Annotated in this window: 14 protein-coding genes; 4 read left to right on the forward strand and 10 right to left on the reverse strand. The window is 57.4% G+C overall.

The features are described 5' to 3' along the window. Positions 1–172 precede the first annotated feature (172 nt). From ACWIZX_RS03475 to ACWIZX_RS03490, 4 genes are all read left to right on the forward strand, one after another. Positions 173–1,876 carry a hypothetical protein gene (locus tag ACWIZX_RS03475; RefSeq protein ID WP_448334820.1) on the forward strand — a complete coding sequence of 568 codons (1,704 nt, stop codon included), beginning with the start codon at positions 173–175 and terminating at the stop codon, positions 1,874–1,876. Positions 1,877–1,891: 15 nt separating this feature from the next. After that, positions 1,892–4,849 carry a histidine kinase N-terminal 7TM domain-containing protein gene (locus ACWIZX_RS03480; protein ID WP_448334821.1) on the forward strand — a complete coding sequence of 986 codons (2,958 nt, stop codon included), beginning with the start codon at positions 1,892–1,894 and terminating at the stop codon, positions 4,847–4,849. A gap of 222 nt (positions 4,850–5,071) precedes the next feature. Further along, entirely contained in the window at positions 5,072–6,649 is a 1,578-nt protein-coding gene (locus ACWIZX_RS03485; RefSeq protein WP_322791510.1) for an FGGY-family carbohydrate kinase, read from the forward strand. Further along, positions 6,642–9,068: an HD domain-containing phosphohydrolase gene (locus ACWIZX_RS03490; RefSeq protein WP_448334822.1), complete on the forward strand. Its 2,427-nt coding sequence runs from the start codon at positions 6,642–6,644 to the stop codon at positions 9,066–9,068. Before ACWIZX_RS03485 ends, ACWIZX_RS03490 begins: the two co-directional genes overlap by 8 nt. On the opposite strand, the gene ACWIZX_RS03495 is transcribed toward ACWIZX_RS03490, so the two are convergent. The 10 genes from ACWIZX_RS03495 to ACWIZX_RS03540 all read right to left on the reverse strand — a co-directional run. Continuing rightward, complete coding sequence (locus tag ACWIZX_RS03495) at positions 9,069–10,403, reverse strand: hypothetical protein (RefSeq protein ID WP_448334823.1); 1,335 nt, start codon at positions 10,401–10,403, stop codon at positions 9,069–9,071. After that, positions 10,396–11,010: a 3'-5' exonuclease gene (locus tag ACWIZX_RS03500; RefSeq protein WP_448334824.1), complete on the reverse strand. Its 615-nt coding sequence runs from the start codon at positions 11,008–11,010 to the stop codon at positions 10,396–10,398. The genes ACWIZX_RS03495 and ACWIZX_RS03500 overlap by 8 nt, the downstream gene beginning before the upstream one ends. 32 nt (positions 11,011–11,042) lie before the next feature. Then, positions 11,043–11,954 (reverse strand): DMT family transporter, encoded by a 912-nt coding sequence (locus ACWIZX_RS03505; protein WP_448334825.1) that lies wholly within the window; start codon positions 11,952–11,954, stop codon positions 11,043–11,045. Further along, positions 11,951–12,709 carry an HAD family hydrolase gene (locus ACWIZX_RS03510; protein WP_448334826.1) on the reverse strand — a complete coding sequence of 253 codons (759 nt, stop codon included), beginning with the start codon at positions 12,707–12,709 and terminating at the stop codon, positions 11,951–11,953. Before ACWIZX_RS03510 ends, ACWIZX_RS03505 begins: the two co-directional genes overlap by 4 nt. Positions 12,710–12,729: 20 nt before the next feature. Continuing rightward, positions 12,730–13,752, reverse strand: a complete 1,023-nt coding sequence (locus ACWIZX_RS03515; RefSeq protein ID WP_448334827.1) for a D-2-hydroxyacid dehydrogenase — start codon at positions 13,750–13,752, stop codon at positions 12,730–12,732. After that, positions 13,749–14,513: a CoA-transferase subunit beta gene (locus tag ACWIZX_RS03520; protein WP_448334828.1), complete on the reverse strand. Its 765-nt coding sequence runs from the start codon at positions 14,511–14,513 to the stop codon at positions 13,749–13,751. The genes ACWIZX_RS03515 and ACWIZX_RS03520 overlap by 4 nt, the downstream gene beginning before the upstream one ends. A gap of 1 nt (position 14,514) precedes the next feature. Then, positions 14,515–15,420, reverse strand: a complete 906-nt coding sequence (locus ACWIZX_RS03525) for a CoA transferase subunit A (protein ID WP_448334829.1) — start codon at positions 15,418–15,420, stop codon at positions 14,515–14,517. 25 nt (positions 15,421–15,445) lie between these two features. Continuing rightward, entirely contained in the window at positions 15,446–15,733 is a 288-nt protein-coding gene (locus tag ACWIZX_RS03530; protein ID WP_448334830.1) for a hypothetical protein, read from the reverse strand. A 54-nt stretch (positions 15,734–15,787) separates the two neighbouring features. Beyond that, positions 15,788–17,374 carry an aldehyde dehydrogenase family protein gene (locus tag ACWIZX_RS03535; protein WP_448334831.1) on the reverse strand — a complete coding sequence of 529 codons (1,587 nt, stop codon included), beginning with the start codon at positions 17,372–17,374 and terminating at the stop codon, positions 15,788–15,790. A 497-nt stretch (positions 17,375–17,871) separates the two neighbouring features. Further along, positions 17,872–18,290, reverse strand: a 419-nt coding sequence (locus tag ACWIZX_RS03540) for an NBR1-Ig-like domain-containing protein (protein WP_448334832.1), incomplete at its 5' end; no start/stop codon positions are given.

The following is an 18,290-nucleotide window of genomic DNA, read 5'->3' on the forward strand; positions in this document are numbered from 1 at the left end:
GAAAACTGGAAGAAGTGCGCAAACTGGTGATGCAGAAAGCCTGATTAAGTTCATTGGAGTAAGAAGTAGACAGGCCCGGTAAGCGAAATGCTGCCGGGCTTAATCATCTCCCCATAGGGAAATCCCCTTTTTAGACATAAGGTATAATGATTAAGACAGGGAAACAGCAGCCATGTCTTCTCAGGATCTGAACAGGGCAATCCAACTGGCGAGGGCGGGAGACAAGAAAACTGCCCGGCAGATTTTGCTGCAACTGGTGCAGAAAGAGCCGACCAATGAAATGGCGTGGATCTGGCTGGCGGATACCATGCCGGACGATGCTCGACGAATCGCCACCCTCAAACAATGCTTGAAGTTAATTCCGGACAGCCAGATAGCCCGCAAAGCCCTGCAGGTGCTGGAATCGGCTCACAAACCGCCCCCGACGGTTGAAAAACCATCACAACCAGCAGTATTCCAACCGGGCCAGCCCTCCCCCCCGCCGGTTTCACCACCGCCCGCCGAAGAACCGGCCGGGTTTGAAAGCCTGCTCTTGCTGCGAGATGAAGTGGTCTTGCCTGAAGAAGAAAGCCAACCACCACCCTTCGTCCAGGGTGAAGAAACTGAGCAGGAAGCTTTTCCGCTGCGGGGAATATCGGATGGTGAGCAGCCGAGTGTAACCCCCTTTGTTGAAACGGCCGCCATTGAGCAATTGCGCCAACAGGCTCAAAAAGTTCCGCCTGCGCCGGCAAGTGTCGTGCGACAAAAGGTATCCCCGGTTCGTTGGGGGGCGATTCTGGGTATCCTCCTGTTTGCAGTAGTGCTGGGGGTGGTGGTATTTACCCTCTGGTTCAGCCCCAACAGCCCGCTGCGGTTGAGTGGTTTGCAGCCGCTTCCCACCCAGTTGAATTATCAGCCGCCGCAGGAAACCCCGGTGATCGAAACCCAGGTGATCATCACTCCGCAGGCTACCGAAGAAGTAGAAGCAACCGAAGAAGTCGAAGAGATCACCGGCACGCCGCCACCGCCGGGAATTTACCTGAGCGGAACGCAGGTCAATTCTTTTGATTGGTCACCCGACGATACATTTGTGGTGGTCTCGGCGGGCGGCGGGCTTTCGGCATACGACCCGCAGAATTACGGAACACTGCGTTATGTGGACCTGGCAGGCAGTAAAGCCCTCTGTCGAATTTCGCCGGCGGTGGATCGTACGGTTTGCGCCGGTCAATTGCTGTGGGCATGGTCGCTGCCGGAATGGAATTTGGAGATTGAATCGCCGCCGCCCAGCGGTTTGCCCGGCAGCTGGATTGGCATGTTCGATTTTGTCACCTCTGACTTGCTGACGCTGGTCTATGAGAGTGATCTGCAAAGCGTGGAAATCTGGTCATTGGGCATTCAGCAGCGAGATGGCGACCTGTTGCGTGCCCCCTCTCCCATTCAACGTTTGACTGCTTCACCGGAGAGCGGTTCAATTGCGGCCGGGCTGTTCGATGGGCAGGTGATCATTTGGGGGTTACAAACCCGCCAGCCTATCTTTCAACAAAGCGTACTGGATCAGCCCGTCCAATGGCTGGCGCTCAGCGCGGATGGCAAACGGATGATGACTGCAGCCGCCTTGCCGCCGGTGCGGGTTTGGGAAATTCCCTCCGGCCGGCTGGTCGCCGAAATTCAGACCGAGAGTACTTTCACCGCACTGGCATTTTCTGCCGATGGCGAAAACATCCTGTGGGCAGATAAAAGTGGTGTGGTTACCCTTCAGCAGGTTAAGGATGGAAGTGTTTTGAATCGGATAGAAGTTGGCGTGCCAGTGCGGGAAATTCGGTTTTCACCCGATCAAACTCGAATAGCGGTTGTGACCACCCTGGGGGACATTTATTTTTATTCTCTGATACCGTAATGATTTGTTCACTGGATGAATACCCAAATTGCCCTCTATCTGGTTGTGCTTAATTTTGCGGCTGTTCTCTCTTTTACGCTGGCAGCCTACTCGAACCTGAGAAAGACTGTACCGGCTGCCCGTCCGTTTGGCGTGTTGAGTATGGGTATTGGCCTGTACACGTTATTTTACATGTTTGAAATGGTCAGCATCCCGCTGAATGTCAAAGAGGGATTTTACATTTTAAAGTACTTTGGCATCCTGATGATGCCGGTTGGCTTTTTATGGTTCACACTGGAATACACGGGCAGAAAGTCCCGTTTCTCGCGCGCATGGTTAACCCTAACCATTCTGGCATGTAGCCTACTCTGGCTGCTGGTGGCGACCAATTCACTGCACAACTGGTTTTACAGCAATCCACGACTTGAAATTTATCAGAGTTTTGTGGTGATGGGCTACCAACCCGGCCCAGCCTTCCATTTTTTTATGATCTACACTTCACTCACGGCGCTGGCTTGTTTGGGGTTGCTGATTGATTACTTTTTCCACACCCATTTTTACCGCCGCCAGCAGGTGTTGATTTTGCTGCTGGGCGCTATGCTACCGCTGCTGACCGCTATCTATCTTTTTCTAACACCGACACCCTGGCGCAACATTCACATCACCTCACTGGCTTTTGCGGTCAGTGTGCCGATCCTCTCGCTGGGCGTGTTTCGCTACCGCATGCTGGATGTGGTACCGGAGGTACGCACGTTGATTTTGGAGGCGATGGATGATAGTGTGATTGTCATCAATCGTGCCGGACGAATTGTTGATCTCAACCCGGCCGCCGAGCAGTTTTTGGGGGTTGCCATGCGCGAAGCCATCGGTGTGCCTTTAAGGGAGTATTTTCCCGAATGGTCGGGCATTTTCGGACAGGCTGGTGAGCGGGAACGATTCGAAGCGGAGCTGGAAATCAACCGGCAGGGTATGGTGAAAACCTTGCGGCTGGCAACCTGGCAGATGTCCACCTGGTGGGGAGGGCCGGCTGGCAGATTGATTCTCCTGCAGGACATCAGCACTTTTCGTCAGATGGAAAAAAACCTCCGGCAGGCAAAAGAGGCTGCCGAAGATGCCACCCGAGCCAAATCACTTTTTCTGGCCAGTATGAGCCATGAAATTCGCACGCCCATCAACGCCGTACTGGGAATGACCAGCCTGTTGTTGAATACCCGCCTTTCGGCAGACCAAACCGATTATGTGCAGGCAATTCGCACGGCAGGCAGTACACTGCTCACCGTAGTAAATGAAGTACTGGATTACTCCAAAATTGAAGCCGGGCGCGTACAGTTACAGGATGAAGAATTTGATCTGGAAACCTGCCTGGAAGATGCTTTGGAGATGGTTGCCCCGCAAGCCAGTTCGCGTGGGTTGAATTTGACTTTCTGGATTGGAGCTGAAGTTGCCTGCCGATTGCGGGGGGATGAAGGTCGTTTGCGACAAATTTTGGTCAACTTGCTTGCCAATGCGGTTAAGTTCACCGAAAGCGGGGGGGTCAATCTCTCGGTTGAACGAGAAGGGGAAGCCCTGCCGGATGGGCGAGTACAGTTGCATTTTCGGGTTGCCGATACCGGCATTGGTATTCCCCCGGAACGCCTCCCCTTGCTGTTTGAGGAGTTTTCTCAGGCGGGCAGCGAGGTATCTCAACGTTTTGGGGGAACAGGATTGGGGCTGGCCATTTGCCGCCGGCTGGTGGAGGCCATGGGCGGCAAAATTTGGGTGGAAAGCCAGCCGGGTGAGGGTTCTACTTTTCAGTTTGTAGCACCGTTCCCCTGTGAGATGCCCGTGCCGGAATATCCCCGCCTGAAGGGGAAGAAACTGCTCATTCTCAGCCACGATGCCAATACCCGGCGGATGCTGGAATGTTTTGCTGCCCGGCGCGGCATGGAAGCCTTTAGCCCGGTCGGTCACACTCAGGCGCTGGATTTTTTGAAAAGCGGTCAGCCCTACGATGTTGGCGTGGTGGATCAGCACTGGCAGGGTGAGCAGGCTAAAATGGAATTTGCCGAGGGCTGGAAGCATCTTGTATCTGATCAATCGCTATGGCTTCAGATGAAACCGTATGGCAGCCCGAAGTCCGTTGACCAGGAAGAATTGAAGGTTGTTGCCGTAATTTACACGCCTGTCAAATTCTCTCAATTGACCGCAACTTTGGAGCAAATTTTCACCCGCGATCCTGTTCAGCAGGCAGCCGGTTTGAAAATGGGGGATGAAAAACCGGTTGCGATGAGTGATTTTTCGCAGCGTTATCCCTTGCAAGTGCTGGTGGTGGATGACAATGGGCTGAATCGCAAGGTGGTCCTGCTTTTTCTGCAACAGTTGGGTTACCTGGCCGGCGGGGCCGCCAGCGGAGCGGAAGCGCTGGCTTTGCTCCAAGCTCAGCCGTTTGACCTGGTGCTGCTGGATGTGCAGATGCCGGAAATGGATGGTTTGGAAACGGCGCGCCGCATCCGCAGCCTTTTGCCGGCGGGGCAGCAGCCCTATCTGGTTGCACTGACGGCTTTTACCTTCGATGAAATGCGTCAGCAGGCCCTGGAAGCGGGCATGGATGAGTGTTTGCACAAACCGCTCACCCTGGATCAGTTGAAGAAGACGCTTCGCAGGGTTTCAAAACAGCGGCAGGGCGGGTCAGTCACCTCAACGGTGGCGGGGGGTGCAAGCAGCAGCATCCTGCAGGAGCTGGGCGAAGAGGGAGAGGAAATCAGCGATCTTTTCCGCCAGGAAATTGCCCGCAGCCTGCCGCGCCTGAACATAGCCCTGCACGCCGGTGCGGTGGAAGAGGCCGGAGAAATTGCTCACTCGCTTAAATCGGCCTGTGGTTTTTTGGGGGATCGGCAGAGCGCTGAACTGTGCAGTTTTCTGGAAAGGCAAACACACAGCGGTCAATTGCCTTCCAATGAATGGATGGCTGAATTTTTCCAGCGGCTGCAGGAACGATACCTCAAGCGGGTGTAAAATAACGTGAGTTCGGGATAAGATCAAAACATGGCTAGCAGTGAGCATTACCCCCACCTGCACCTCCCCCAAAATCGCCCCTGCGATTTTGGGGGAGGCGGGAGGGGGACGAAAATTCAAAAGTTGATGCAAAAATGATTTATCCCGAATTGACGTTAAAATAAACCCCCGCAGGGTGAGTTCCTGCCAGGCATAATCCATTCTGGTTACATGAGGCGGTGCATGGAAAAAGATCAAATTCTGGCAATTGACAACGGTACACAGAGCATTCGGGCGATGATCTTCGACCCGCAGGGCAACATGATCGCCAAAAACCGTGTTCCGATTCAGCCGTATGTTTCACCAGCGCCGGGGCTTGCCGAACAGGACCCCAATGTGTTCTGGCAGGGGGTCTGCCGTGCCTGTCAGGGCTTGTGGAAACTGCCCGGTGTTCAGCGGGAGAGAATTGCCGGGGTAGCCCTGACCACGCAGCGTTCCACGGTGATCAATTTGGACCGCGAGGGAAAACCGCTGCGACCGGCAATTGTCTGGCTGGATCAGCGCCGCACCGAGGGTTTGAAGCCCGTGGGAGGGTTGTGGGGTCTGGCATTCCGCCTGACCGGCATGACCGAAACGGTGGCCTACCTGCAAGCAGAAGCCGAAGCCAACTGGCTGCGCGTTCATCAACCGGAGATCTGGAAAAACACGAATAAGTACCTGCTGCTTTCCGGTTACTTAACCTACCGCCTGACCGGAAAATTTGTCGATTCGGTAGCCTGTCAGGTAGGCTACCTGCCGTTCGATTATAAAAAACAATGCTGGGCCGGCCCGCTGGATTGGAAGTGGCAGGCTGTGCCGATGGATCCTGCCATTCTGCCGGAGCTGGTGCCGGCTGCCGGCTTGCTGGGTGAAATTACGACTCAGGCATCTGCCGAAACCGGCATCCCCGCCGGCCTGCCCTTGATTGCCGCCGCAGCCGATAAAGCCTGCGAGGTGATTGGGGCGGGGTGTGTTCAGCCGCAGGTTGCCTGCCTGAGTTATGGAACGACCGCAACGATTAACACCACCCATCGCCGCTATGTGGAGGCTATTCCGCTGATTCCTCCCTATCCCTCGGCGGTACCCGGGGCCTACTCACTGGAAATTCAAATTTACCGCGGTTTCTGGATGGTCTCATGGTTCAAGCAGGAATTTGGACTGCCCGAGCAGCAGCAAGCCGAGATGCTGGGCGTGGAGCCGGAGGAATTGTTCGACCATCTGGTGGAACTGGTGCCGGCCGGTTCGCAAGGGCTGGTGCTGCAGCCGTACTGGTCACCGGGTCTGAAAGTGCCCGGCCCCGAAGCGCGCGGCGCAGTGATTGGGTTTGGAGATGTGCACACCCGCGCCCATTTCTACCGCGCGATTCTGGAAGGACTGGCTTATGCCCTGCGGGAGGGCAAAGAACGTACCGAGCAGCGTACGGGTGTCAAAATCCGTGAGATCCGGGTAGCGGGCGGTGGCAGCCAGAGCCGCTGTGCCATGCAAATCACGGCGGATGTGTTTGGGCTGCCGGTTTCGCGGCCGCATATCTACGAAGCCTCTGGTCTGGGAGCGGCTATAGACGCGGCCGTGGGGCTGGGAATGTACCCGGATTTTGAAAGCGCAGTCAGCCAGATGACCCGCACCGGGGATACCTTTGAGCCGGATGTTAAGGTGCATGCCCTCTATGACGAGTTGTATCATGGGGTGTATTTAAACATGTATTCCCGCCTGCAACCGTTGTATAATCAGATACGGAAAATTGTCAGACAGCATCCTTTGAGTAAGCAGGATTATGGTTAGACCAATAGCAAGATTATTGGGTTTTTGGCTGTTTATTTTAGGGGGATTATTTTGGATAGGTTTTTCTCAAACCGGCTGGCATGTGGCAAGTGCCTCTGCTCAGCAGGCAACGCCACAATATCTCCTTTCCGTTCGAGAGGCCGAACCACGCCGTGTACTGCGCGTGGGTGGGGATCAGAGTTATCCTCCCTATGAGTATTTGAACAACGGTATCCCAACCGGTTTTAATGTGGATCTCATTCGCTCCGTGGCCGCGGAGATGGGATATGAGGTTGAGATCACGCTGGGCCCGTGGAGCGAAGTGCGCCAGGGATTGCTGGATGGCAAATATGATTTACTGATGGGAATGGTGCCCACCAGCGAGCGCGAAAAAGATTACGATTTCAGCATTCCATACACCTATATCACGTTTGATTTGTTTGTTCCAACCAATTCCTCGGCGCGTTCGCTGAAAGACCTTGAAGATGAGGCCATTGTGGTGCAGGCCGGCGGGTTGATGCAGGAGTACCTGCGTGAAGAAGGCTTTACGGGGGAAGTCATCCTGGTGCAGGACATTGTCAATGCGCTGCGGCTGGTCAACGAAGAAGCTTACCCGGCTGCCCTGCTGAACCGTATGCAGGGACAATTCTTGATTTCGGAGCTGGGGTTGAGGAATGTCCGCCGGGTTGGGACGGATGTGCAGTCACGCAAGTACAGCATTGCGGTGAAAGACGGCAACAAAGAGCTGCTTGCCCGCCTGAATGAAGGTTTGTATCTGGTCAGTTCCAGCGGAAAATTGAGCGAGATACAAGAAGAATGGTTTGGTGTGTACGAAACGCCGTCGGCAGGAGCCTACCGTCCGCTGCTGATTGGACTGGGGGTGGTTGGCGGAATGCTGCTGATCAGCGCCGGCTTGTCGTGGTCGCTCAGCCAGCAGGTGGAAAAGCGCACCCGCGAACTCAAGCAGAGTGAAGAGAAATACCGCTTACTGGTCGAAAATGCCAGTGAAGGGGTGGTGGTTTCCTGCGGTGATGAACTGGTATTTGCCAACCGCGCGGCGGCGGCGATTACCGGCTACCCGCTGGAGGAGTTAATTGGTATCAAAATTGCGCAGCTGGTTCACCCCGATGATTTACTGATGGTCATGGATCGCTATCAGCGGCGTTTGCGCGGTGAGGATGTGCCAGCTTATTATGCCTTTCGCCTGATCAACCGTGAGCGTCAGGTGCGCTGGATTCAGGTTCATGCGGTGGTGATTGAATGGGACGGTAAACCGGCTACGCTGGATATGTTTGTGGATATCAGCGAGCAGCGCCGTGCCGAAGAGCAGATTCAGCAGCAGTTGCGCCACATGGCGGCGCTGCGGGCGGTGGATATGGCGATTACCGCCAGCCTTGACCTGACCACCACCCTGCGGGTGGTGCTGGAACAGGCCACCGTTCAGCTGGGCGCAGATGCGGCCAGTATTCTGCTTTTGGAAAGTGAGTCGCAGGAACTTACCTATGCTGCCGGGCAGGGCTTTCGCCGGGGATTGGATTATGGGCTGCGGATTCGGCTGGGGGAGGGGTTTGCCGGACAGGCAGCCCTCAAACGGAGAACGGTGCGCGTTGCAAACCTCAACGGCGGGGGAGATTATCTGTGGAATCCCGAACGCATCCGCGAAGAAGGTTTTGTTTCTTACCTTGCGCTGCCGCTGATTTCCAAAGATCAGGTCAAGGGTGTGCTGGAAATTTTCCACCGCATGACGTGGGACGTTGACCCGGCGTGGATGAACTTCGTTGAAGCTTTGGCCGATCAGGCTGCGATTGCCATTGACAACGCTCAATTGCTCAAAAATCTCAAGACTGCCAACCAGGATTTGATTCTGGCTTACGATGACACCATCACCGGCTGGGCGCGGGCTTTAGAAATGCGCGACGGCAATACCGAGGGGCATTCTCAACGCGTGGCGGAACTGGCGGTAGAACTGGCAGCTGCCATGGGACTGCGCGGCGAAACCCTGACTCACATCCGCCGCGGGGCAATTCTCCACGATATTGGCAAAATGGCTATTCCGGACAGCATCCTCAAGAAAAGTTCTGGATTGACGGATGAGGAATGGCAGGTGATGAAAATGCATCCGGTGTATTCCTACAATCTGCTTTCGCAAATTGAATTTTTGCGACCGGCGCTGGATATTCCTTATGCTCACCACGAACGCTGGGACGGGAGCGGCTATCCGCGCGGCTTGCGGGGTGAGGAAATTCCACTGGCGGCGCGCATCTTTGCGGTGGTGGATGTGTGGGATGCGCTGACCGATGACCGCATGTACCGCCCGGCATGGAAGGCGGAGGAAGCGCTTGACTACATCCGCTCGCTGAGCGGCAGTCAGTTCGATCCGCGTGTGGTGGAGGCGTTTTGCGCGTTGATGGAGGAGCGCCTGCGTTTGAGCGGCGATTGATTATTTCGGCTTCTGGGCCAATTGCTCCATATATTCTTTGATTTGCGGGACGCCGGTCAATTTTTCGTAGAAGAAGTTGTTGACCAGATTGATAACCTCGTCACGCGCCGCTTCCGCCTGGGGCGAAAGTTCCTGTCCCGGCACTTCATTGCCCAGGATGCTGCGCAGCTTGAGCAGCATGCGCACGATTTCGGTTTCCTTCTCACCTTCCAGTACATCTACAACCGTAACGATCAGCCGGTCGGTTTCGTGCAGCAAGGTTTGCAACGGCAGGCTGGAACCGGCGCTGAAGGTATCGTCAATGGTGCGAATCAAAGACCAGATCTGATACAGCACCGTGGCGGGTTCGTCAAACAATTCGCGCAGGTAGGCGGCCTCTTCGTATTTGCCGGTCAGGCGGAAGATGTTGTACATGCGCTTGGCGGCCTTGCCGTAGTTCGGAGATGAGGTCACATATTTGCGAACCTCTTTTTCCAGCGCAGCCACATAATCATCCAGTGCGTTGCTGTCCACCTGTTTAGCCAGTTTGGTAAAAATGGGAATGGACTCGGCATCCAGATAGACTTCCTGAAAATACGGGTCAAGGTAGCCATCCAGTGGGGTGATCCTGCCGTCGGGCGCTTCCCAGGTCACATCCAGCATGTTGCTGGCATTGACGAGGGTCTGGTCAATCGGATCGGCAATCACCCAGTCCAGTTTGCACCAGCCGGGATCAAGGGCTGCATCCTCCCAGGTGATGGCGACCGGCTCGCCCTGCAGGTAGGTTTCGGAAAGGCTGCCGGCTGCAATTTCTGCCGGGCTCCAGGCAATGGGCGCACCGGCTTTATGCAGGCGTCCCTTGTGTTCCACATCCTGTGGGTAAGAGCCAAACTTGACCTCAATCAACTGATAGGTATCCCCGCGCGCCGTAGCCAGCGCTTTTTCACGCATAATTTTCGCCAGCACTCGGCAGGCTTCTTCCCGCGTGGCGGCTTTGATGTTGACGCGCTCGAAGAAGTCGGCATCGCCGGGGTAGGATTGAATGCGGGACTGGGCGGCCGAACCGGAAAGCGCCAGTGCCGTTTCGACCAGACCGGGGACATCCGAAAACTCGACCAGCTTTCCCACCCGGCGGAAGTACTCCAACCGCTCCGGGCTGAAATCCAGCAGGGTGATGCGGTGGCCAAAAACACCCTGACGCACATCAATGGCAACGTCATCCTCTTTTCGCATGGAGCCCATTGCAGCCAGCCACTGCAAGGCCTCGTTTTCATCCAGTTCAACACCCATGCGCCGCGCCGATTCGATAATCTTTTTCAGGTTTTGGCTGGGGCTTTCCAGATTTTGGTTACTCATCGCTGACCTCCCTTACAGGAAAAGAATTGGGTTTATCTCGTTCAAGCATGGCCAGCATGTTCTCAAAAAGGATTGCCTGATCGAGCGCATCTTGCAGGGCATTGTGGGTCAGGCCGTCAGCCTGACGGAAGAGGCGGTGCAGGTGACTGCCGGTGGTTTTTTCCCATGGCTGACCGCTCAGTCCCATATAAAACGCCTTGATATCCAGCGCTTTGTGACCGAAGGGATTGCGTTTCAGGTAGCGCATGAAATAGGTGTGTACAAACATCCAGTCAAAGGGGGCATTGAAGGCGACAAAAATGGGCTTGTGCGGCGGCGGGACTACCTGCTGCACCCACTCCTCGAATTTCAACAGGGCGCGGTCGGGCGGCAGACCGTTGCGGCGCAGGGCATCCAGATCCAAACCGTGAATGGCCATGGCCTGAGGATCAAACGATTCGCGGTCTGGCTGCAATTCCACATAAAAAGTCTGACGCGGCTGGCAAATGGTACAGGCGCCGATCGAGAGCAGCGCAAATTGATCGGGCGTTGGGCCGGCGGTTTCCACATCAACGCTGAGATAAGCGGGCATTTCGGCGCGAATGGCAGAGAGCGCAGTTTCATCCATGTTTGTCAGTATAACCCCCTTGAGGTTGAAAATCAATCACTTGCCGGGCTGGGTTTATGCAAGGGTGCAGGGGTTTGCTTTTGACGGCTGATGTTGACCAGATAAATGCCGCTCAATACGATCAGCCCGCCAATCCACTGCGGCAGCAGCAGCGGTTCACCGGCCAGCGGAATGGCCATCAACGCAGTCAGCACCGGCTGGGCGATCATGGTCGGCGAAACCAGTGAAGCCGGCAGGTGACCGAGCGCATACCCTACCGAAAAGTAACCGATGACCTGCGAAATCAGCCCTGCGCCGAGGAAAGCCAGCAGGGTGGGCGTGGAGTAACCCCACAGTGGGTTGCCGAGCAGCAGGTTGACCGCCAGCAAGATGATGCTGGAAACCGCAGTGATGAGGAATACATAGGTCAGGGTAGAGAAGTGGGTGCGTCCGCGCTGGGTGGTGAGGAAATAGGCGGCGTAAAACAGGCTGGAAAGCACAGCCAGCAGGTTGCCCTGATTCAACTGCGGGCGGGCAAGAAAATCGCTGCCCAACACCAGCGCGGCCCCGCCAATCGCCATGACCAGCCCCAGCCAGAACTGTAAACCCAGACGCTCCCGCCAGAGCAGGAAAGCCACCAGTGCCACCCACAGCGGGGCAAGGTTGTTCATCAGGGTGGCGTTGGCGACCCGCGTAAAATTGATGGCGGTTGCCCAGGTGGCATGGTCTAAGGCGGTGAACAACCCGCCTAAAAGCGGCAGAAACAGCCAGCGCCGTTCGAACTGACGGGTGGCGGCCGGCTGACGCAGGAAGACCATCAGAAAAAACAGCGAGGCAACCGCCATGCGGTAAAACGAGGTCACAGCGCCGGGCGCATCTGCCCAGCGCACGAACAGGGAGGACAGGCTGAGCGCGAGAATACCGCTGACCAGCGCCAGATAGGGAAGGACTCCGGTCTTTTTCAAGCCGATGATTCCGGGGGAGGGGATGACCAGCGCTCCAGTAAAGGCGGAATTTCTGCCAGCGTGGCGACGGTTGCCGAAGGCTGGATGGTGTCGAGGTGATCGCGGTTATCGGGGGTATCGGCGCGGCGGGTGATCCAGATGCTGCGCATGCCAATCTGGTTGGCTCCCAGAATATCGGCGCCGAGGGTATCGCCGACCATCACCGCTTCGTCGGGGCCGATGTGGAAGTAATCCAGCGCCAGTTGAAAGATGCGCGGGTGGGGTTTGCGGACGCCGACCTCCGCCGAAATGAGGATTTGCTCAAAATAACCCCGCAGCCCGGCTTTATCCACAAGGGTGTGCACATCCAGCGCATCGCTGGCGTTGGAAATCAGCCCCAGACGGCGGCCCTGCTGCAAAAGCAGGTTAAGGGTGGGGTGGGCATCCTCCTCGGCGCGCCAGTGAGACTGGGTGACGCCATAGAACCGGTCCAGCGCGCGGCGCAGCAGCGGAGCGGGAGCAGAAAAGCCCAACTCTGCCAGCAGGTCCTGCAGGATGCGCTGCGTGGTGTACTCGATGAATTCGCTTTCGCGCTGCTGGTAATATTCCTGAATTCGATGGAGAAAACGCAGGGTAAAATCCTCGCGCGGCAGGTTTATTCCGCTGCGAAGCAGGGCATCGGTCAATTCCGCGGCGGCGCGCGGCATGACCTCCAGCCATGAGGCATCAAAATAAATCAGGGTGCTGCCAAGATCGAAGAAAACAACACGAATCATGAGCAGGTGCGGGTCAGTTTTCAGTACCCCAGTTCGGGATCGTACAGATTATACAGCAAATTCCCGCTCAAATACCGTTTCAGGTTTTCCAGAAAGAGATCCATAGCGCGCTGGCTGTAATGGGCGCTGATGCCGGAAATGTGGGGAGTGATGATCACATTCGGCATTTTCCACAAAGGACTGGAAGGGGGCAGCGGTTCTTCGGGAAAGACATCCAGCGCGGCGCCGGCGATGCGCTTTTCCTGCAGGGCGGCAATCAGCGCGGCATGATTGACAATCCCGCCACGGCTGACATCCACCAGAAAAGCAGACGGTTTCATGGCAGCCAGCTCGGCTTCGCCGATCAGACCACGGGTTGCCGGGCTGAGCGGCAGGCAGACCACCACAAAATCACATTCTTTCAACATCGAACGCAGAGCCTGAATGGGATACAGGCGGGTGAACAGGTCGCCGTTGGGATCCCCCAGCCCGGGCGGGGTGTAGCCATGATCCTCCGGGTGGCGCACATCGCGTTTGGCGGCCAGAATGCGGGTACCCAGCGGGTGCAGCAGGCGGGCAACCTCGCGCCCGATACTGCCGTAGCCAACGATGCCGACCGTGCTTTCGCGCAGTTCAAGGGCGCGGAAGCGTTCCCAGCGGTCTTTGGGCCACTCGGCGCGCGCCTGAAATGCGGCCAGTTCGGGGATTTTGTGGCCGAGGGCCAACAGCATGAGCAGAACATGCTCTGCCACCTGCGGGGCGGCTGCTCCGCTCAGGGTGGTAATTTGAATGTCCTTTTTGCCCATCAACGGGTGGCTGGCAACGTGATCCACCCCCGCAAAGTGAAATTGCACCCAGCGCAGGTTGGGTACCAGCGCCGGATCGGGCAGGATGCGGTCGGTGTACAGGATTTCGACCTGTTTCCACAGCTCGGCGGGGATTTCTTCTGCGCTGCGCACGATGTGGGTCATCAGGCGGATGCGCGGAGAAACCTGAATCACCTTTTCCAGCAGCTCGGGCGGAAAAGAAACGGTAAACAGGGTGGGAATGGGGGTTGTGCTCATGATCCTTTCAGGTAAATTCCTTGCGGGTCGAGTTCTTCGCGCAAAATACGCAATTCTTCAGCAGTGGGCGGCTCTGTGATCTGCACCTGCCGTACAGCCCGCAACGGCCAGCCGGTATTTGCCTGAGCCTGTTCCAGCGTGGCGCCGGGGTGCAGAGCGGTGAGCACCAGTTCACCGGTTTCATCCGGCTGCAAAATGCCCAGGTCGGTGACCACTGCCTGCGGACCTTTGCCGCGCACGCCGCTGGCTTCGCGCTCGCCGCGGCCGCCCAAAAAGCCGGCGGAGGTACGAAAGTCCACCTGCGCCGGAAAACGCCGTTTCTGGTGAGGGGTGATGATGTAGCAGCGGTTGGCCCAGGCGGCAATTTCCATTGAGCCGCCCGAACCGGGCAGGCGTACTTTGGGCTGGTGATAATCGCCGATGACGGTGGCGTTGATATTGCCGTACCGGTCAATCTGCGCGCCGCCGAGGAAACCCACATCCACGTAGCCGCGCTGCAGGTACAGGCTGAAAATATCGTACATGCCGACCACCGAGCAGGCTCCCGAAACCAGGGTGGGGTCGCCGATGGAAAGCGGGAGACGGGAGGGGCGCGCGCCGATCACCCCGGCTTCGTAAATCATCACCAGATTGGGGGCATGGGTGCGCATGGCGAGATTACAGGCCAGATTGGGCAGCCCCACGCCGACAAAGACGCGGTCGCCGTCACGCAGCAGGCGGGCGGCGTTGACGGTCATCAATTCGGAGGCGGTGTAGTTCATATCAGTAATCTCCATAATTGACGGGATGGCTGAGACGCGGGCGCACGCTCAGGCGGCGGTGGACTTCTTCACCCAGTTTGTGCCAGTATTCGGCGCGGTCACGCACGCCAAACACCCACTCCTCCAGCCAGCGCTGGGTTTCAGCGGGTGATTCGCTGATTTTGTCCCATTCCAGGTAGAAGGCATTATCGCGGTCGTAATAACCCTGCGTGTAGGAAGGATGGGCGCAGTACGGCACAGGACAGACCGCATCCACCACAAAGTCGGGAATTACGGTGCGGTTGGGGTCGGAGCGGATGACAGCCTCATCTACGATTTCCTCGGCGGTCAGAATCACGTGTTGGGCGGCAAAGGCGGCTTCTTTCTGCTCGCCGATGATGCCCCAAATATGGGCGTTGCCGTACACATCGGCGCGCTGAACGTGGACGATGGCGACATCCGGGGTGAGCGGCGGCACGGTAACCACTTCCCTGCCGGTGTAGGGGTCTTTTACGCGGCGGTAATTGGGGTTGACCCGTTCCAGATCACCGGCGGCGGTCGGGTTCATCGGCATGAAGGGCAGACCGGCTGCGCCGGCTTGCAGGCGGGAGATCATGCTGAAGTGCGAGTACTCCTCCCATGCCAGCCGTCCGGCTTCGATTTCGGCGCGCACAATGCGCAGCGAGCCGACCCCGGGGTTGCCGATGTAGGAAAAGATGATTTTGTCGGCGCAGCCGGCCGCCACCATTTGATCGTAAATCAGGTCGGGGGTGGCGCGGGCAAGGGTGAGGTTTTTGCGCCCCTGCCGGATGATCTCGTGTCCGGCTGCAAACGGAATGAGGTGGGTGAAACCGGCGGCGTAGATGGTATCGCCGTCATGGACGAATTGAGCAATGGCTTCCGTGAGGGAACACAATTTGTTGGTCATGTCTGTATTGTACCAGAGGGGAATTTTAGCCGGAGCCGGGGCGGCGGCGCTGGTCTTTTTCGCGGGTGGCGGGTGTTTCTCCACCTTTGCCTTTCTTTTTACCGGCCTGACGCAGCAGACGGAAGCGCTCGGCGGGTTGTTTGGGCGGTTTTGGGCTGCGCCACCACAGAATGGCGCCGAGAAAGAAGAAGATCACCCCCCAGAGGAACAACGCCGAAACGCCGCCGGTTTCACTCTGCGCCGAAAAGACGAACAGCAACAGGAGGAAACCGCCGACCAGCAGAAAGAAAACACCCACACGGTTGACCAGCATCTCTGCCCTGGTGATGGGGCAGGGCGGTGATTTGCCCTGCCCCGTTGGGTTGTGTCAGATGCGGCGAACGCGGGTTTGAATCTGTTCGTGCATATACAGCTGCAGGTAGTGCACGCCGCCGGCGTTTTTGCCGCTGGAACCGGAGCCCTTCCAGCCGCCAAACGGCTGATAACCCGGCCAGGCTCCGGTGGTGGCGCCCTGCAGGCGGTTGGCGTAGGTGACGCCGGCCTGAATGTTGTCGAAGAACCAGTCCACTTCTTCGGGGGTGCCGTAAAAGCCGGCGGTCAGGCCGTACTGCACATCGTTGGCGCGCTGCATGGCTTCTTCCAGATTGCGTACCGGCGCAATGGTGGTAATCGGCACGAACATTTCCTGCTTCCAGAGCGGGTGTTCGGCGGGCAGGTCAACTACCAGGGTGGGGGTGCAGAAGTAGCCTTTGGCATACTCGCCTTCGGTGAGCACCCGGCCGCCGGTCAGAATTTTGCCGTGCTGACTGAGGTCTTCGCAGAATTGCTGGTAGTCGCGGTAGGAGCTGCGGTTGACGACCGGGCCGAGGTACACCTTGCGGTCGGTCGGGTCGCCGATGGTCAGTTTCTCGGTGAGCGCCACCAGGCGCTGCACCAGCTGATCGTACACCGGCTCTTCAATAAAAACCCGCGAGCAGGCCGAGCATTTTTGCCCCTGCAAACCAAACGCAGAGCGGACGATGCCGACCGCCGCGTCTTCCAGATCGGCGTGGCGGCTGACGATGGCGGGGTTCTTGCCGCCCAGTTCCAGTATGGTGGGACGCACCCAGCGCCCCTGCGCAAAATCGCGGAAGATTTTCATGCCCACGTCGTAAGAGCCGGTAAAGGTGATTCCGTCCACTTCGGGGCTGTCAATCAACGCCTGCCCGAGCGTGCTGCCCGGCCCGGTCACGTAGTTGAAGACACCGTCGGGGATGCCGGCATCGCGCAGGCATTCGGCAATCAGGCGCGCGGTCCACGGGGTATCGGTGGCGGGCTTGATCACCACCGTGTTGCCGGTGACCAGTGCGGCGGCGGTCGGGCCGCCGGTCAGCGCGCAGGGGAAGTTGAACGGGCTGATGACCACCCACACCCCGTAGGGGCGCAGCACCGACAGGTTGGTGGATTCAAAGCCGACCAGCGGGTCGCGTCCCATTTCGGTGATGAAGCCGTTGCTGGCTTCCATGCGGTCACAGGCATAGCGGAACAGGTCGGCGGTTTCGGCGACATCGCCGAGCGCTTCCATGCGGTTTTTGCCGACTTCCATGGCGACGACCACACCCATTTCGTAGATGCGCTGATCCATCAGGTCGGCGGCTTTGCGTACCAGCGCAACCCGCTCCTGCCACTTCATGCGGCTCCACATGGGGAAGGCTTTGCGGGCGGCGGCCAGGGCGCGGTTGGCGTGTTCGGCCGTGCCTTTCTGAAAGATGCCCAGTACCTGATCGGTGTTGGCCGGGTTGCGGTCTTCGAATTTTTCATCGGCATACACATCCTGACCGTCAATGATCATGGCGTGTTCTTTGCCGAGGCTGGCGCGAACCTGCGCCAGAGCGGCTTCAAACTTCTGGTGCAGTTCCTCGGGCGGGTTGAACATGGTGGCGTACGTCAGCTTGAAGGTGCTTTCGGCTGCCATAGAAACACATCCCTCCTCTTAAAAATGAATGGATTGGGGTAGAACGAAGATGGGCGAAGGCAATACGCCCGTGCAGATAATTCTAGTATAGTCGAGTCGCGCCGCTTCGTCAAAGCATAAAGCCCCTCCTGGCACGGCTTTCTCAAAGTCGAAAACGGTCAAACAGCAGCCGGCGGGTGCTGACCGATGTCTGTTTTTAATAATCCCCTGATGCGTCCAATTGAGCGCTTTTGCCCCCTTCTGCGCCTCCCCCAATATCGCCAAAGCGATATTGGGGGAGGTGGGTGGGCGTCGTTTCGCCACAATTCAAGTTTCGATACAAAGTTTCAGGGTTGTCAAGGAACTTTGAGAAAACCCCCTTGTGGCTTCCCCAAACGCGCCGCGACGCGTTTGGGGAAGGTGAAAGCGTGGATCCGTTATCCTACCGGCGGGTTTTCCCTATGAGCCGAATTCAGACTATTTATGGGTCGTGAATGGGCGGCGGACCGGGCGGTGTGTCAGCGGGTGACCTGAATCTCGATGGTCACCGAGCAGTACACGTTGCTGCTGTCCACCAGATTCCAGGTGGCTTTGTAGCTGCCGGCGTTATCGGGGGCGAGCATGTCCACCACAAAGGTGTATTCTTCACCCGGTTTGACATCTTTGCCCAAATCCACTGCGTCGGCGTACTTTTGCATCTTCTCACCGCTGACGTATTTCAAGTCCACGTTGGCGGCCAGCCAGTCTTTGCTGCCGTTGTTCTTCAGCGTGAAGCGGGCGTCGAAGTCAGCCCGGTAGGGCAGTTTGCTGCCGGCTTTCGGCTCCACCTTGACCACCGCGCAGGAATACGGGCTGGGGGTGGCGGTGGGGGTGGCGGTGGCGTTGGAGGTTGCCGTTGCGGTGAAGGTGTTGGTGAAGATCGGCACAGGCGTCCAGG

The sequence above is a fragment of the Bellilinea sp. genome (genome assembly GCF_053501535.1).

What these genes read in the sequence shown, in the direction of transcription:
- ACWIZX_RS03485 (WP_322791510.1), top strand. Translation starts at nt 5,072, where the DNA reads ATGGAAAAAGATCAAATTCTGGCAATTGACAACGGTACACAGAGCATT.
- ACWIZX_RS03525 (WP_448334829.1), bottom strand. Translation starts at nt 15,420, where the DNA reads ATGACCAACAAATTGTGTTCCCTCACGGAAGCCATTGCTCAATTCGTC.
- ACWIZX_RS03475 (WP_448334820.1), top strand. Translation starts at nt 173, where the DNA reads ATGTCTTCTCAGGATCTGAACAGGGCAATCCAACTGGCGAGGGCGGGA.
- ACWIZX_RS03510 (WP_448334826.1), bottom strand. Translation starts at nt 12,709, where the DNA reads ATGATTCGTGTTGTTTTCTTCGATCTTGGCAGCACCCTGATTTATTTT.
- ACWIZX_RS03520 (WP_448334828.1), bottom strand. Translation starts at nt 14,513, where the DNA reads ATGAACTACACCGCCTCCGAATTGATGACCGTCAACGCCGCCCGCCTG.
- ACWIZX_RS03515 (WP_448334827.1), bottom strand. Translation starts at nt 13,752, where the DNA reads ATGAGCACAACCCCCATTCCCACCCTGTTTACCGTTTCTTTTCCGCCC.
- ACWIZX_RS03480 (WP_448334821.1), top strand. Translation starts at nt 1,892, where the DNA reads ATGAATACCCAAATTGCCCTCTATCTGGTTGTGCTTAATTTTGCGGCT.
- ACWIZX_RS03535 (WP_448334831.1), bottom strand. Translation starts at nt 17,374, where the DNA reads ATGGCAGCCGAAAGCACCTTCAAGCTGACGTACGCCACCATGTTCAAC.
- ACWIZX_RS03490 (WP_448334822.1), top strand. Translation starts at nt 6,642, where the DNA reads ATGGTTAGACCAATAGCAAGATTATTGGGTTTTTGGCTGTTTATTTTA.
- ACWIZX_RS03530 (WP_448334830.1), bottom strand. Translation starts at nt 15,733, where the DNA reads ATGCTGGTCAACCGTGTGGGTGTTTTCTTTCTGCTGGTCGGCGGTTTC.
- ACWIZX_RS03495 (WP_448334823.1), bottom strand. Translation starts at nt 10,403, where the DNA reads ATGAGTAACCAAAATCTGGAAAGCCCCAGCCAAAACCTGAAAAAGATT.
- ACWIZX_RS03500 (WP_448334824.1), bottom strand. Translation starts at nt 11,010, where the DNA reads ATGGATGAAACTGCGCTCTCTGCCATTCGCGCCGAAATGCCCGCTTAT.